Here is a 15969-nt window from a genome sequence, read left to right on the forward strand (position 1 = left end):
ACATGAAACCAATTTACTTAGAAATGAATTATTTCGGACCTCATGCTCACTCGGAAATTGATTTTAGAGCTTTAGATGAAGCACCATTATTTTTGATTAGCGGCGATACGGGTGCCGGAAAATCTACGATTTTTGATGCAATGACTTATGCTCTTTTTGACAAGACGACAGGAGATCGTGAAGCGAGAGAAATGCGCAGCCAGTTTGCACAACCAGACCAACATACCGAAGTCATTTTCTATTTTGAGCAAGGTAACTTTCTTTATAAGGTACAACGCTGTCCTGAGCAAGAAGTCTTTAAGAAAAGAGGGACAGGTACTAAGACGGAAAAAAGTCAAGCCAGCTTAGCTATTGTAGATAGGGTATTTGGCATAGAGCAAGCCAGCTTGGCTACAAAACCGGTCGATGTTGCCAGTGAAATATATGGTCTTTTAAACCTCAGCGCCGAGCAGTTCAAGAAAATCATTTTACTTCCACAAAATGACTTCTCACGTTTTTTAAAATCAGCCACCAATGAAAAAGAAGAAATTCTGAAGAAAATTTTTGGTACGGCAATTTTTACGGTCTTTTCTGAGGAAGTGCGGAATCAATACACAAAAAACAATCAAGAAAACGCAGCTCTTGATTCAATCTTGCAAAGCCAATATAGCTCTTCTGTCTGGACGGAGGAAGAAGCCAAGGCTTTGGAAGAATGTCCAGATAAGGAAAAATTTGAAAAAGCGACAGAATTTCTAGAGCAAAAGCAGATGCAAGAAAGCAAGGCTCGTGACTTAGCAAAAATAGCGCAGCAACAAGTAGAAACTGTCGATAAAGCTTACGAAGATGCCTTGCTGCTGGAACAAGAGTTCCTTGAAGCAGAAAAGACTCAAAAAGAATATCAGGAAAAAATAGCAGAGCAGGCAGCGCTCTATGAGCAACAGAAAGAAGCCTACGAAGCCCGCAGCTGGGCGCAACAATTTAAGGATATTTTACGTGACTTGGAAGAGGTTGAAAAAGAATTAGAAGCTAACCAAGTACGTGAAGCTGATTATCGCTCAAAAGCCGAGCAAGAGCAGAAAATACTTGGAGAAGTGAAAAAACGTGAGCAAGACTTAGATCAGAAAGCTTCAGAATTTGGAGAAAAAGATAAGGATATTGAAGAGCTGACTCGCACGATTACGCAAGCCGAGCAGGCAGAAAAACTTATCCGGCAGAAAAAAGATTTGGAGAAAAAGATTGTCCACTTGCAGCTTAAGCAAAGTGAGACAGATGTGCCCCTAAAAGAAGCACAAGTCAAACTTGAACAATTACAAAAAGAGATCCTTGATGAGAGTATCTTGCAGGCGGAAAAAGATGCTTTAAGTCGTCTAAAGTTGGACTTTCACCAGCAACTTTCTCCCTTAGCAGAATATTTGGAGCGCTTAAAACAAGAAAATCAACTTGCACAAAAGGAATTAAACTTTGCTGAGGAAAACATTACGACACTGCAGCAAGATTTCATGCTCAAACAGGAAAGTTATCAGGAAAAGCGAAAATTACGTCAAAGTCTCATGATTGCTCAACTGCAAAAGGAACTCGAAGATGGTTTACCATGTAAAGTTTGTGGTGCTACAGAACATCCTTTATCACATGTTGAGCTTGATGTTTCTGACGATGACTTAAAAGAAGCTATGCAACAAGTTGACAAAGCTCAAGAAGCCTTTGCTGCTGCAGAAGAAAGGCAAGAAAAGGCTCAAAGCGAACTTGAAATGGCTCAAAAAAAAGCTGCAGAAAAAGCTGAAACACTGCAAGAAATGGAGCAGAAGTTTGACCAAGCCTACAGTCAGTTTTGTCAGGCACATGAAGACAGTTTTCCTAAAGTGTTTAGTCGCCAAGAGCTCAATATCATTTTTCAAGCTCGAGAAGACAGTTATAGGCAGAAAAGCACTGCACAAAAAGAACGTTCTCTGGAAAAAGACAAGCTGTCTGTTTTAGTAGAAAACTTAGAAGCTGAACGTCAAGGGTTGTTTCAGGAGAGCGATAAAGTCAAGGCACAGCTCGAAACAATCGCTCAAAGTTTAGCTGAGTTTGGGCAACTGCAATCCAGTCAAGCTCTAAAAGAGCAGAAGGTTATATTGCGCCAAGAAGTCGATAACTATTATACAGAGTGCCAAGAGGTGCGTGAGAAGATAATTGCCCTTGAAAAGCGTTATGCAGAACAGAAAGCAAAACATGAAGAACGTCTGATGCGTATTGAAGAGCAAAAACTGAAGCTTCAAGAAGGACAGCGCATTATCCACAAAGCATTGGCAGCCCCAAATGCTTGGACCAGTGATTTAGTCACGCTGAAAAATTGGCTTGCAGAGGATAAACTTCCTGAAATTTCCAAGTTTATTAATACTTATGAACTTGAAGAGAAACGCTTGAATCGTGCTTTAGCAAAGTATGAGGAAAAATTAAGCGGTAAGCAAAGACCTGATCTTACTGAGTTGAGAGAAGAAAAGCAAGCCTTAAACGAGCGCTATAGCCAAGCGCAAAAGACAGTTATTGAGCTATCCAATACACGACAACAACTCGAAACAACGGTTGCTAAGATTGAACAAATACTTGAGACACAAGAAAAGGCAGCGGATAAGGCGCGTGAAATGACTAAGCTCTACAATGCGATAGCAGGAAAAACAGGAGATAAGCTCAAGCTTGAAACCTTTGTTGTCCAACATTATCTGGAAAAAGTTTTGATTTATGCTAACCAGCATTTCATCAATCAACTTTCCAATAACCGCTATCGCTTTGAGTTGGCCAAAGAATCCGCCAATAAAAGGCGCGATCATGGCTTGGACATCAGCATCTATGATAATGAGACAGGCGCCTCACGTTCATCCAATACTTTGTCGGGTGGAGAAACCTTTATTGCTGCTCTGTCAATAGCATTAGCGCTGAGTGAAGTAGTCCAGAATTCTGCGCAAGGGGTTCAAATAGAAGCACTTTTCGTCGATGAAGGATTTGGCTCACTTGATCAAGAAACACTCCAAAAAGCCATGACAGCGCTCGAACAAATAGGAGAAAATCGTCTTGTTGGCCTTATCAGTCACGTAGAAGAAATGAAAGATTCAATCGCACAGCAACTACGTGTCGAAAAAGTCGGAGACGGACGAAGTCAGGTAAAACTCTTTTCGAAATAAAATCTTTTAGTCAGAAATCAAGATAAAAAGTTCCGACTGCTTTCCAAAGTAGCCTTTTGAGAAAAACAATGAAATATGGTAAAATAGTAGAGTTCAAAACTCTACTCACAAAGGAGTGTGGAGTGAGATGTATGGGAAAAAGCTTTTCCAGCAAACAGCAGTAAAAAATGATGAAGTTTAGTCCTGCTGGAAAATCGAACTCGAACCAAATAGAAGAGCGCATGCTTTTAGGAAGAAATAGGAAAAATAAAAATGAGCTTGTTTTTAGATACAGCTAGAATTGAAGTAAGAGCTGGTAAAGGTGGAGACGGAGCAGTCGCTTTCCGTCGTGAAAAATACGTACCAGACGGTGGTCCTGCTGGTGGAGATGGCGGACGCGGTGGTGATATTATCTTCCGTGTCGATGAAGGGCTTTCTACTCTGATGGACTTTAAATACAACCGTATTTTCCGTGCGAAACCAGGTGAAAAAGGTATGAACAAAGGGATGCACGGACGTGGAGCAGAAGATTTGATTGTTAAAGTTCCGCAAGGAACCACAGTCAAAGACAATGAAACAGGACAAGTAATTGTGGACTTGATTGACAAAGGTCAAGAGTTTGTCGTTGCTAAAGGTGGTCGTGGCGGACGTGGAAACATTCGCTTTGCAACACCACGTAACCCTGCACCAGAAGTTGCTGAAAACGGTGAACCAGGGGAGCAAAAATGGCTTATGCTTGAATTACGCGTCCTTGCTGATGTTGGTTTAGTAGGTTTCCCTTCTGTAGGTAAATCAACGCTTTTGAGTGTTGTCTCTAATGCACGACCAAAGATTGGAGCTTATCACTTTACCACAATCACACCAAATATTGGTATGGTCCAAATCGGCTACGGTGACAGTTTCGTTATGGCGGACATGCCTGGACTGATTGAAGGCGCACACTCAGGTGCAGGTTTAGGGATTCAGTTCTTACGTCACATCGAGCGTACACGAGTTCTCTTGCATGTTTTGGATATGTCAGGCATCGAGGAACGTGACCCTTACGAAGATTATGTAACCATCAATAAGGAATTGGAAAGTTACAATCTTCGCTTGCTTGAACGTCCACAATTGATTGTAGCCAACAAAATGGATATGCCAGATGCGCCAGAGATTCTTGCAGATTTCAAGAAAAAGTTAGCTGAAAATCTACCTGAAGGGCAAGAAATGCCTCAAATATTTGAAGTTTCTGGTCTAACAAAAACAGGCTTGCAAGGTCTGTTGGCACGTACAAGTGAACTCTTAGCTGAAACACCAGAATTCTTGTTGTATGAAGACGAAGACTTCATCGATGAAGAAGCATACTATGGCTTTGAAGAAGAAGAAAAACCATTCAGTATTTCACGTGATGATGATGCCGCTTGGCGCTTGTCTGGTACTAAGCTTGAGAAACTCTTCAAGATGACTAACTTTGACCGTGACGAATCTGTCATGAAATTTGCGCGTCAACTCCGTTCAATGGGTGTTGATGAACAACTTCGTGCAGCAGGTGCACGTGATGGTGATTTGGTACGTATCGAGAAATTTGAGTTTGAATTTGTAGATTAATAGCGTAGGAGGATTGAGATGGGCTTTAAGATTATTTCTGACCGTGATGAAAACGGTGAATTTATTGCCTCAGCAGATTTTTGGACAGATGAACGGATTGATGCTTTGATTAAGAAATATAATCCCTCAGGTAAACTCCGCCTCTCTAAAGCTGCACAAGAAACAAACGAAAAAGAAGATGAATAAAAAGAAGACCATGTTTTTCATGGTTTTTATTTTTATAACATGGGAGAAAACAAGAGCAATTAGCTTGAATTTATAATTTAGTCTTGCTAAGCTAAATGAAGCAAGTTAAGAAACGAAAAGGAGAACACATGGCAGTAAAACTTTTTATCGCCCAAACATTAGACGGGTATATCGCTGATAAGCAGGATAATTTGGATTGGCTGATGGCTGTTGAAGGAGAAGGAGACAATGGTATATCGCGATTTCTCTCATCTGTAGATATTGTTATCATGGGCAGCAGAACTTACCAATGGCTTTTAGATCAAAAGTTAGAAACATGGCCCTATGAGGATAAAATGACTTATGTATTTTCAAGACAAACTTGGGAAGACAAAACCAATATCAAGTTTGTGCATCCAAGTAATCTAACATCATTTGTCAAAGAGCTTCAAGGAGAAATCTGGTTAGTTGGTGGCGGTCAGCTGATTAAGGATTTCATGGAAGCTGACCTTATCGACGAGTACCAAGTAACAATTGCTCCAGTTATTTTGGGAGAAGGTATCCCGCTCTTTCCACAAGGTAATTATGCGGCAGACTTAGAGTTACAAGGAACAACAAGATACGGACAATTTGTTGAATTGGCTTATAAGCGCAAAACGAAAGCGAAAAGTTAGTTAAAATATATTTTCTCTCTTAGGAAATTTTTAAAGCTAAAATATGGATTTGACTTAAAATACTCCATATGGAATAATAAATTTATGAAAAAAATAGCGATTATTGGTGGCGGCATCATCGGCATGACCTTGGCCAATTACTTAGATACAGAAAAATTTGACATTACAGTTTTTGATTCTGGCAAACATCAGGCGACAGGTGCCAGTGCAGGGATTATTTCTCCTTGGCTGTCCAAACGAAGAAACAAACAATGGTATGCTTTAGCTAAAGATGGTGCTGCCTTTTTTGAGCAACTGGTCAAAGACTTGAGTTTAGATGAAAACATTTACGAAAAGTGTGGGACGCTCTTCGTCAGAAGTCCACAAGCGCTTCAAGACCTCGAACAGCTTGCTTTAGAGCGACGTGCAACGGCACCAGAGATTGGGGAAGTGCGCCATCTCACCAAAGAAGAAACGACAGACATGCTGCCTTTGCTAAAACCTGTCGAAAGCTTATACATCTCTGGAGGCGCACGACTTGATGGAAAAGCTTACTTGCAACATCTTCGGGAACGTGCCCAAACACGCGGTGTTCGTGTAATAAGCGAAGAAGCCCAAGTCAAGAAGGAGAAGGCAAAATGGCGTGTGACTTCAGTGCAAGAGGAGGTGGAAGTAGATGAACTTGTTTTGACACCGGGACCAGCATTGAAAACTTTACTGGATCAACTGGGTTATACAGCCAAGGTCTCGCCCCAGAAAGGGCAACTGTTGTCTTTTGAGACCAATTTTGAAACAGAGAAATGGCCGGTTGCTTTCTTAGAAGGTGAAGCCGACCTGATTCCTTTTAAAAATGGCCGTCTACTCTTGGGCGCAACGCATGAAAATGAAGCAGGTTGGGATTTAGAACCGACACAAGAAGCTTTTGAGCAACTGACTAAAGGCGTGCAGACCTTCTTAAAGGAAGATTATTTTGCAGACACAGCTTATAGCTATCGTGTCGGGACCCGCGCATACACTGCTGATTTTGCTCCCTTCTTTGGACCTATAGTACAAGAGAGAGGTTTGAATATTGCGAGTGGGTTAGGTTCCTCAGGACTAACTACAGGACCTTACATTGCCTATCTTTTAGCGCAACATTTAAATGCAGATAATTCAAAATGGGAGATGAGTCATTATCAAAAGGAAATGAATCTCTATGTGAATAAAAAAGAAGAATGAGCTTAAAAAACATTTCAAAACAAAAGACGTCTTGTAGGGTGTGTTATAATAGAAAAGATAGATTTAAAAAACAGAAAGATAATAATGGCAAAAATATCAGATTTAATTATTAATACACCTGAAAAAAACGAAGTTGAAGGCGTTTTTCATAAGCATCCGAAGGGATTTGGCTTTGTGAACCCGCTCGATGCGATTGACAAGAGTAATGACATTTTCATCTCACCAAAATTCACCAAATCAGCAATGGATGGAGATACAGTCCTTGTTCGTGTGCTTCATCAAAAAAATGCTAAACGTGGTGCAGATGGACAGATAATCAAAATCACAAAACGTTCAGTGACGGAAACTGTTGGGAGCTATCAAAGCTTATCTAGCCGTCAAAGCAAACTTACAGGCTACAAAGGCACGATTCAACTCTACAATGATAAAATCACAGATCCTTTATACATCAAGCAACCGCTGCCTGAAGTACAAGAAGGTGATGTTGTCCGTGTCAAAGTAACGCAACATCCTGATGAAAATAAAGCATTTGAAGGTCAAATGTTAGAAATTATCGGACACAAGGATGATGTGGGGATTGATATTTTGGAAGTGCTTTGCGCTATGAAAATTCCGCAAGAATTTACAGCAGAAACAATGGCTCAGACCGAAGCAATCCCAGAAGAATTAACGGAAGAAGATTTTGTAGGGCGTGACGATTATCGCTCAGAAATCACTTATACGATTGATGGCGAAGATTCTAAAGACTTGGATGATGCCATTCATGTTAAGAAGTTAGACAACGGAAATTATGAACTGGGTGTTCATATCGCTGACGTTTCTCACTATGTCACTGACGGTTCACCTTTGGATGAGGAAGCTTTTGCACGTGCTACATCTGTCTATGTTACCGATCGTGTCGTGCCAATGTTACCTGTTAAGCTGTCCAATAATCTTTGTTCACTAAATGAAGCGCAAGAGCGGTTGACGATGTCCTGTGTGATGGAAATCAATAATTCCGGTAAAATTATCAATTATAAGATTGGTCCGTCTGTGATTAAGACAACTTATCGTATGACTTATTCAACAGTAAACAAGATGCTCAATAAAGGGCAAGAAGGACATCGCGAAAGTCTAGAGCAATTCCCTAAAATTGTAGATTCTGTCGCTATCGCTGGGGAACTTCACGCGCTACTCGAAGAGATGCGTCATCAACGTGGCATGATCGAATTTGACGAAAGTGAAGCAAAAGTTATCTTGGATGAAAAAGGACATGCGATTGATGTTGTGAAACGTGAACGTGGTACAGCAGAACGTATGATTGAATCCTTCATGTTGGCAGCCAACGAAACTGTTGCCCTTGATTTCCAAAAGAAAAAATTGCCGTCACTTTACCGCGTACATGACAAGCCGAAAGAAAAAGCATTTGCTAAATTAATGGAAAAGGCTGCTGATGCGGGCTTTAGCTTGAGTTCAAACTCTCATGAAGCTGTAAATTACTTTGCGGAAGAGATTAAAGGAACAGCTTTTGAAAAAACACTAACGTATCAATTACGCCACACGATGTCGACAGCTCTGTATTCAGAAAAAAATACACAGCACTATGGATTAGCTGCGACAGACTACACCCACTTTACCAGTCCGATTCGTCGTTATCCGGACTTGATTGTGCACCGTTTACTTCATCTTTATCCAAAAGATCACTCAAACCGTACGAAAGAAGAATGGAAAGAACGTTTACCTGAAATCGCTAAACAGTCTTCTGATATGGAACATCGCGCAGTTGTGACGGAACGAATCGTGGATGCTATGAAAAAAGCGGAGTACATGCAAGATCATATCGGTGAAGTTTACTCAGCAACCGTAACTGGTGTTCAAAAATTTGGCCTCTTCATGGAACTTGATAATACGGTTCAAGGTTTGATTCGTACGGTCAATCTTCACACAGGTGTTGAAGAAGCCATTGAATTCGATGAAGAAGAAGATATCTTCAAAGGTAAAAAATCTGAGAAAACTTATCGTATGGGGGATGTCCTAAAAATTCGTGTCATTTCAGCCAATAAACGTAAGGGAACCGTTGATTTTGAAGAAATTATTGAAGAATAATAAAAAAAGTTCTATCCTTCAAGATAGAGCTTATTTTTTTTAATATAATCGATAACAGATTGAGGCATGAGGTAAACCGGCTCGATTCCATCTTTAAACATCTTACGTAAAGAAGTACTGGAAGCAAAAGAAAGAGGTAAGTCCACCCATTGGACAGGATAAAGACTTTCAATAGCTTCAGTTGAACGTTGAACAGCAACAAACTGAACCAAGTCAAGTAAGGCATCAATCTTGTACCATTTCGGAAGATATTCCACCATATCGCTACCAATGATAAAATAAAAATCAGTATCTGGATAAGCTTGAGTGAGGTGCTTCATCGTGTCATAGGTGTAAGATTTCCCACCACGTGCAACTTCTCCCAACTCAAGTGATAAACGTGGACTATCTGCAATCGCCAGCTCCAGCATTTTCACACGATGCTCAGCCGAGATTGTTTTTTTCTCATCAATATGGGGAGGAAGAGCCTCGGGCATGAGCCAAACTTTATCTAATTCAAGACGTTGAGCGACCTGATCAGCCATCATCAGATGGGTAAAGTGGACCGGGTTAAAGTTACCGCCCAAAATTCCGATTTTATTTCTTTTTGCTTGTTCCATTAGTGGATATATAGCTCCTTTTTAATTCTTTTCATATTATACCAGAAAAGCCCACTTTCATCAGTCACATGAGCATTTTCAAATAAGAAAATAATAATTTATTGAGTTTAAACTCATGAAGAATTTAAGAAGCATTGAGATAATTTCAACATGAAGATAGAAATGTCCCTGAATATTTGTAAATAAAGGTGATGACAATACAATTTACCGTCAAATTTTGTTAAAATAGAGTTAGAATATAATTTGTCACTCATAAAAGGAGTCACCATGTCACTATATCCAGACGATAGTTTAACTTTACATACAGATCTTTACCAAATAAATATGATGCAGACCTATTGGGAGCTTGGACGTCATAATCGCAATTCTGTTTTTGAAGTCTTTTTCCGTTCAATGCCTTTTGAAAACGGCTATGCTATTTTTGCAGGTCTGGAACGCATGGTTAACTACTTGAACAATCTAAGATTTACCGAAACAGATATTTCTTATCTCCGTGATTTAGATTATCCTGAGGATTTTTTGAACTATCTGGCACAGCTTCGCTTTACAGGTACAGTCCGCTCTGTCCAAGAAGGAGAACTCGTTTTTGCCAACGAACCTTTGGTTCAGATAGAAGGACCGCTGGCTGAATGTCAGCTTATCGAAACGGCTGTCCTCAATATCATTAATTTCCAAACACTGATTGCAACCAAGGCATCACGCATCAAGTCTGTGATTGGTGATGATCCTTTGCTTGAGTTTGGTACACGCCGTGCCCAAGAAATGGACGCTGCTATTTGGGGGACACGTGCGGCCTATATTGGTGGTGCAGATGCCACAAGTAATGTGCGTGCGGCTAAGATTTTTGGCATTAAACCAAGCGGAACACATGCTCATGCTTTAGTTCAGAGCTATGGCAACGATTATGAAGCTTTTAAAGCTTATGCACAGACACATAAAGATTGTGTTTTCCTTGTGGATACATATGATACTTTGAACATTGGTGTTCCCGCAGCTATTCGTGTGGCACGTGAATTTGGTGACAAAATTAATTTCCAAGGTGTCCGCATTGACTCTGGAGATATGGCCTATATCTCGAAAAAAGTACGTAAGCAGCTGGATGAAGCTGGCTTTACTGATGCCAAAATCTATGCTTCAAATGACTTGGACGAGTCAACAATTTTGAACTTGAAAATGCAGAGAGCGAAGATTGATGTTTGGGGTGTAGGTACCAAGCTCATCACGGCTTATGATCAGCCTGCGCTTGGTGCTGTCTACAAGCTCGTCTCAATGGAGGATGATCAGGGCGAAATGCAAGACACCATCAAACTGTCGAGCAACGCAGAGAAAGTTTCCACGCCTGGGAAAAAGCAAATCTGGCGTATCACAAGAGAAAGTGACGGTAAGTCTGAAGGAGATTATATTACTTTTGACGGTGAAAGACCAGACCAGAGTGAGGAAATCTATATGTTCCATCCTGTGCATACCTTTATTAATAAAAATGTACGTGACTTTACTGCTAAACCCCTACTTAAAGAAATTTTTGTCAAAGGCCAGCAAGTTTATCCTTTGCCTACCTTAGAAGAAATCAAAACTTTTGCTGAAGCCAACTTGACCGAACTTTGGGATGAATATAAGCGCAACCTCAATCCCCAACCATATCCCGTTGACTTATCACAAGAATTATGGAACCATAAGATGCGTTTGATTAGTCAAGTACGCACCAAGGTTTCTGGAATGAAATTGGATTGATACTATGAGAATAAAAAATATTGAATTAGGACATGCTGAAGCATTTGGTCAGCTCCAAATGGAAATTTTTCAAGAAAATAACTTTATGCTGGTTGAACCGGACGAACATAAAACTAAACTTCATGAATTAGCCAATCAAGTTGCCTCAACGGACTTTTTGATGGGCGCCGACAATGATCAAGGTGAATTAGTTGCCTTCTTAGCTGCCTATCGGGGCACTTACCGTCGCAATAGACATTGTGCTAAAATTGTCATTGCTGTGCTTAAGGATTATCGTCGTCAAGGGATTGCGAGCCGGCTCTTTGCAGCTTTAGAAGAATGGGCACGTAAAGAAGGAGTTTCACGTTTAGAACTCACGGTGGCAATGAACAACAGTGCAGCTATTTCATGTTATAAAACAAACGGTTTTGTGATTGAAGGAGTACGTAGCCAATCTCTTAAAATCAATGATGAATGGGTTGATGAATTTTATATGGCTAAAATTTTGGAGTGAATATGTCTTTACAAGAAAAAATTATCAAAGAACTAGGTGTTAAACCAACAATCGATGCACAAGAAGAAATCCGTAAATCAGTGGATTTCCTCAAAGACTACTTAAAGAAATATCCGTTTATTAAAACCTATGTTTTAGGAATTTCTGGAGGGCAAGATTCAACATTGGCTGGCCGCTTGGCACAGATTGCCATGGAAGAAATGCGTGCAGAAACGGGAAACGAAGCTTATACATTTGTAGCTATTCGTCTGCCTTATGGTACACAAGCAGATGAAGATGATGCGCAAAGAGCACTGGACTTTATTAAACCAGATAAAAGTTTAGTTGTGAATATCAAAGAAGCTGTTGATGCTCAAGTTGCGGCTTTAGAAGCGACTGGTGTGGAGATTTCTGACTTTAACAAAGGAAATATCAAAGCCCGTCAACGCATGATTAGTCAATATGGGGTTGCTGGAGGGATGCAAGGTGCTGTTTTGGGAACAGATCATGCAGCTGAAAATATTACTGGCTTTTATACGAAATTTGGTGATGGTGGCGCTGATCTGTTGCCGCTCTTCCGTCTCAATAAACGTCAAGGTAAAATGTTACTCGCTGCTTTGGGTGCCGAACCTTCTCTTTATGAAAAAGTTCCAACAGCAGACTTGGAAGATGGTAAGCCCGGTTTGGCAGATGAAGTTGCTTTGGGCGTGACTTATGAGGATATCGACAACTATACAGAAGGACGATCAATCAGCCCCGAGGCACAAGAAAAAATCGAAAATTGGTATCTTAAAACGGAACACAAACGTCACTTACCTATTACCGTTTTTGATGATTTTTGGAAATAATATATAAGAAGACGTGAGCGATTAAGCTGGCGTTTTTTTATACGTAAATCAATAAAATGAGGGTTGAGAGTATGGTATAATAGAGTAGTACAAACGCTTACAGGAGGGATATTATGTCCTATATTGAGATAAAAGATGAATCAAAAATATATCAATCCGGTGGAGAGAAAATCTATGCCAATGATCACGTAAACTTTGCAATTGAGAAAGGAGAACTAGCAGTTATCCTAGGAACGTCAGGTGCGGGTAAGTCCACAATCTTAAATATTTTAGGCGGCATGGATTCGAGTGATGAAGGGCAAGTGATAATTGATGGTGTAAATATTGCGGAGCTGTCTGCTAAAGAACTGATTACTTACCGTAGACGTGATGTTGGTTTTGTTTTTCAATTTTATAACTTGATTAATAATTTGACGACCAAGGAAAATGTCGAATTAGCTTCAGAGACTGTCGAAAATGCGCTTGATCCTGTAGAAGTTCTTCAAAATGTCGGCTTGGGTCATCGCTTGGATAATTTTCCCTCACAACTTTCGGGGGGAGAACAACAACGTGTGGCTATTGCGCGTGCTATCGCTAAGAATCCCAAAATCCTTCTCTGTGATGAACCAACCGGAGCATTAGACTATCAAACAGGCAAGCATGTACTGAAAATACTGCAAGACATGTCGCGCGTTCAGGGTGCAACAGTGATTATTGTGACCCATAATGCTGCCATTAGTCAAATTGCGGACCGTATCATTCATGTCCATGATGGTCGGGTCAAGGAGATTACAGTCAACGACAGTCCGGCAGATATCGAAACGATTGAGTGGTGATTCGATGAAAACAAAAATCCTCAATAAAAATATAAGACGGTCGATTACTGGATCCTTTGGACGTTTCATGTCTATTTTCTCCCTCATGGCTTTAGGGGTCTTTGCCTTTGTCGGTTTAAAAATGTCTGGGCCAAATATGAGGGCAACGGCTGAGGAATTCTATGCGCGGCATCACTTGGCAGATTTGAGTGTTACCTCAACGATGGGTTTAAATGCATCGGACCAAGCGCTTATTCGCCAGGCAGATGGACTCAAAACGGTGGATTTTGGCTATTTTCGTGATGTTTTGCTGTCCGATAAGAAAACTTCCTTGCGTATTTTCTCGCAAGCAGACAACCTTTCGACTTATGAGCTCATTGCAGGAAAAATGCCCCAAAAAAGCAATGAAATTGCCCTTGATTTTCTCTACCAAGACAAGTATAAGCTTGGCGATACAATCCGCGTAACCGAAGAAAAAAATGAGGGATCATATCTTCTAAAAAACCATGAGTTTAAGTTGGTCGGTTTTGTCAAATCAAGTGAATTTGTTGATAAAAGTCTATACGGTCCGACCAATATAGGAACGGGACAGCTTAACGGCTATGCCGTTGTTCCTCCTGAAGCTTTTCAGTCAAATGTGTATATGATTGCACGCTTGAGTTTTAAAACCATGCAAGGCCTTAGTCCATATGATCCACAATTTACGGAACGCTCAGACTATTACCAACAAAAGCTTAAAAATCTTTTGGAAGGACAACCTGAAAAGCGTTTAGCGGAGATAAGAAAAGAGCCACTAGCCCAGCTAAAACAAGCCCAAGATAAACTGAAAGCAGAAGAAATAAAACTGCAAGAATCACAGAATGCGCTTAATCAACAAAAAGCTCTAGCTGGTGAAAATCCTCAACTCCAAGCCCTGCAGGAAAGTTTGAATACAGGTAAAGCAAAACTTGTAGAAAGTAAAACTCAACTGCAAGAACAGAGAGATAAACTAGCAGCGCTTGAAGCTCCAGAATATACCGTAAATAATCGAAAAGAAGGAAACCCGGGCTATCAAACCTTTGTTGATAATTCCACTCGTATCGATGCCCTCTCAAACATTTTTCCCGTCGTGCTCTTTGCGATCGCCGTTCTTGTCAGTTTAACGACGATGACACGTTTCGTGGAAGAAGAACGAGGCAATATGGGATTACTTAAAGCCTTGGGTTACACCAATGCTCAAATTCGGAAAAAATTTATCGTATATGGAGCTGTTTCAGCCTGTGCCGGTGCAACTGTAGGTGTTATTTTAGGTCATGTTGTGCTTCCTCATGTGGTATTTAACGCTTATTCGGCTTCCTCTACATTTTCAGGATTGATTTTGACTTTCTCACCTTTCTGGACGCTTGTTTCCTTTGTTATTGCGCTTGCCTGTACCGTTTTGCCCGCTTATTTGGTGGCTCAATCTGAGTTGCGTGGCGCACCAGCAGCACTTTTCTTAGCCAAACCACCTAAAGCAGGTTCGCGTATTTTCTTGGAGAGAATCAAGCCGATTTGGAATCGTATGAGCTTTACTTATAAAGTGACAGCACGTAACCTTTTCCGTTACAAACAGCGAATGTTGATGACTATTGTTGGGGTTGCGGGGTGTACAGCACTTCTTGTTATGGGCTTTGGTATCCGTGATTCTATCTCAGGGCTGAGTCAACGGCAGTTTGGTGAAATTTTACACTACAATATGCTTGCGGTTTCTCAGGATAACTTGAATAAACAGGAGCAAGATGAACTTGACCAGTTTTTACAGTCAGACAATATTAAGTCTTACGCTCCAGTTCACTTTGAACAACTGCATCAAACGATTAACGATAATCGTCAGGATATTAGTTTAATGGTTCCGGAGAAGGAAGAAAACTTTAAGCAGTTTGTAACACTGCGTAATCGTGTAAGTCAGGAGAAACTGGCATTACCAAAAGATGGTGCAGTAATAAGTGAAAAACTGGCAGAACTGCTTGGAGCAAAAATTGGACAGACCATTTCGCTAAAAAACGATCAGGATAAAACAGTAAAAATAAAAGTTGCAGGTATTACCGAGATGTATATGGGGCACTATATTTTTATGAATCAAAACCAGTATAAAGCGCTGTTTGAAACACCGATAAAGGCAAATGCGCATCTCTTGAAGCTTAGAGATACATCAAGGGATAAAAGTCAAGCAGCTGCGGCAGACTTTATGCGAAATGCTGGGGCGCTCACTGTATCGCAAAATAGTGATTTACAAAATACAATTGATGCCTTTTTACACGGTATTAACAGTGTCATGTTTGTGCTTATTGGCTGTGCTATTCTATTGGCTATCGTTGTTATTTACAATCTAACCAATATCAACGTTTCTGAACGAATTCGAGAGTTGTCAACGATTAAAGTACTGGGCTTCTATGATCGTGAAGTGACACTTTACATTTATCGTGAAACGATTTTACTGAGCTTTATGGGAATATTAGCTGGGTTTGGCTTAGGGGCTTACTTCCATCATGTGATTATTACCATGTTACCGACCGATATGATTATGTTTAATCCTAATCTGTTATGGAGTAACCTGTTGCTCTCAACACTCATTACCCTAGCCACAACTTTAGGCTTAAGTATTGTCGTCCATCTGAAACTCAAAAATGTCGATATGCTGGGTGCATTAAAGTCTGTGGATTAAAAAAACTGTAGATTT

At 40.4% G+C, this 15969-nt stretch carries 12 protein-coding genes; 11 read left to right on the plus strand and 1 reads right to left on the minus strand.

The features are described from left to right. Nucleotides 1-2 precede the first annotated feature (2 nt). The 6 genes from P3G65_RS05245 to rnr all read left to right on the plus strand — a co-directional run bounded on the left by P3G65_RS05245 (nucleotide 3) and on the right by rnr (nucleotide 8827). Entirely contained in the window at nucleotides 3-3140 is a 3138-nt protein-coding gene (locus P3G65_RS05245; protein WP_040086293.1) for an AAA family ATPase, read from the plus strand. 252 nt (nucleotides 3141-3392) lie between these two features. Continuing rightward, nucleotides 3393-4706 (plus strand): GTPase ObgE, encoded by a 1314-nt coding sequence (obgE, locus tag P3G65_RS05250; RefSeq protein WP_014024644.1) that lies wholly within the window; start codon nucleotides 3393-3395, stop codon nucleotides 4704-4706. Nucleotides 4707-4724: 18 nt separating this feature from the next. Further along, nucleotides 4725-4892: a hypothetical protein gene (locus P3G65_RS05255; RefSeq protein WP_019292557.1), complete on the plus strand. Its 168-nt coding sequence runs from the start codon at nucleotides 4725-4727 to the stop codon at nucleotides 4890-4892. Nucleotides 4893-5020: 128 nt separating this feature from the next. Continuing rightward, nucleotides 5021-5545: a dihydrofolate reductase family protein gene (locus P3G65_RS05260; RefSeq protein ID WP_019292558.1), complete on the plus strand. Its 525-nt coding sequence runs from the start codon at nucleotides 5021-5023 to the stop codon at nucleotides 5543-5545. Nucleotides 5546-5629: 84 nt separating this feature from the next. Continuing rightward, a complete protein-coding gene (locus P3G65_RS05265; RefSeq protein WP_019292559.1) occupies nucleotides 5630-6742 on the plus strand; it encodes an FAD-binding oxidoreductase in 1113 nt (370 codons plus the stop codon). A 57-nt stretch (nucleotides 6743-6799) separates the two neighbouring features. Beyond that, nucleotides 6800-8827 (plus strand): ribonuclease R, encoded by a 2028-nt coding sequence (rnr, locus tag P3G65_RS05270; protein WP_255566842.1) that lies wholly within the window; start codon nucleotides 6800-6802, stop codon nucleotides 8825-8827. Nucleotides 8828-8838: 11 nt separating this feature from the next. Here rnr and P3G65_RS05275 read toward each other — a convergent pair whose 3' ends face one another. Beyond that, a complete protein-coding gene (locus tag P3G65_RS05275) occupies nucleotides 8839-9426 on the minus strand; it encodes a nicotinate-nucleotide adenylyltransferase (RefSeq protein ID WP_019292561.1) in 588 nt (195 codons plus the stop codon). 267 nt (nucleotides 9427-9693) lie between these two features. Here P3G65_RS05275 and P3G65_RS05280 point away from each other — a divergent pair, with 267 nt between their 5' ends. The 5 genes from P3G65_RS05280 (at nucleotide 9694) to P3G65_RS05300 (ending at nucleotide 15954) form a co-directional block, all read left to right on the plus strand. Continuing rightward, nucleotides 9694-11157 (plus strand): nicotinate phosphoribosyltransferase, encoded by a 1464-nt coding sequence (locus P3G65_RS05280; protein WP_019292562.1) that lies wholly within the window; start codon nucleotides 9694-9696, stop codon nucleotides 11155-11157. 4 nt (nucleotides 11158-11161) lie between these two features. Next, nucleotides 11162-11650, plus strand: coding sequence for a GNAT family N-acetyltransferase (locus P3G65_RS05285; protein ID WP_019292563.1), 489 nt, complete (start codon nucleotides 11162-11164; stop codon nucleotides 11648-11650). Between the two features lie 2 nt (nucleotides 11651-11652). Further along, nucleotides 11653-12477 (plus strand): ammonia-dependent NAD(+) synthetase, encoded by an 825-nt coding sequence (gene nadE / locus P3G65_RS05290; protein WP_019292564.1) that lies wholly within the window; start codon nucleotides 11653-11655, stop codon nucleotides 12475-12477. A 113-nt stretch (nucleotides 12478-12590) separates the two neighbouring features. Next, nucleotides 12591-13292 carry an ABC transporter ATP-binding protein gene (locus P3G65_RS05295; RefSeq protein ID WP_019292565.1) on the plus strand — a complete coding sequence of 234 codons (702 nt, stop codon included), beginning with the start codon at nucleotides 12591-12593 and terminating at the stop codon, nucleotides 13290-13292. A 4-nt stretch (nucleotides 13293-13296) separates the two neighbouring features. Next, a complete protein-coding gene (locus tag P3G65_RS05300; protein WP_019292566.1) occupies nucleotides 13297-15954 on the plus strand; it encodes an FtsX-like permease family protein in 2658 nt (885 codons plus the stop codon). The last annotated feature ends 15 nt before the right edge of the window (nucleotides 15955-15969 follow it).

It is taken from the genome of Lactococcus sp. bn62 (genome assembly GCF_029492705.2).
In the GTDB taxonomy this organism is placed as follows: Bacteria; Bacillota; Bacilli; order Lactobacillales; family Streptococcaceae; genus Lactococcus; species Lactococcus petauri.

What these genes read in the sequence shown, in the direction of transcription:
- P3G65_RS05245 (WP_040086293.1), top strand. Translation starts at nt 3, where the DNA reads ATGAAACCAATTTACTTAGAAATGAATTATTTCGGACCTCATGCTCAC.
- obgE (WP_014024644.1), top strand. Translation starts at nt 3,393, where the DNA reads ATGAGCTTGTTTTTAGATACAGCTAGAATTGAAGTAAGAGCTGGTAAA.
- P3G65_RS05255 (WP_019292557.1), top strand. Translation starts at nt 4,725, where the DNA reads ATGGGCTTTAAGATTATTTCTGACCGTGATGAAAACGGTGAATTTATT.
- P3G65_RS05260 (WP_019292558.1), top strand. Translation starts at nt 5,021, where the DNA reads ATGGCAGTAAAACTTTTTATCGCCCAAACATTAGACGGGTATATCGCT.
- P3G65_RS05265 (WP_019292559.1), top strand. Translation starts at nt 5,630, where the DNA reads ATGAAAAAAATAGCGATTATTGGTGGCGGCATCATCGGCATGACCTTG.
- P3G65_RS05275 (WP_019292561.1), bottom strand. Translation starts at nt 9,426, where the DNA reads ATGGAACAAGCAAAAAGAAATAAAATCGGAATTTTGGGCGGTAACTTT.
- P3G65_RS05280 (WP_019292562.1), top strand. Translation starts at nt 9,694, where the DNA reads ATGTCACTATATCCAGACGATAGTTTAACTTTACATACAGATCTTTAC.
- P3G65_RS05285 (WP_019292563.1), top strand. Translation starts at nt 11,162, where the DNA reads ATGAGAATAAAAAATATTGAATTAGGACATGCTGAAGCATTTGGTCAG.
- nadE (WP_019292564.1), top strand. Translation starts at nt 11,653, where the DNA reads ATGTCTTTACAAGAAAAAATTATCAAAGAACTAGGTGTTAAACCAACA.
- P3G65_RS05295 (WP_019292565.1), top strand. Translation starts at nt 12,591, where the DNA reads ATGTCCTATATTGAGATAAAAGATGAATCAAAAATATATCAATCCGGT.
- P3G65_RS05300 (WP_019292566.1), top strand. Translation starts at nt 13,297, where the DNA reads ATGAAAACAAAAATCCTCAATAAAAATATAAGACGGTCGATTACTGGA.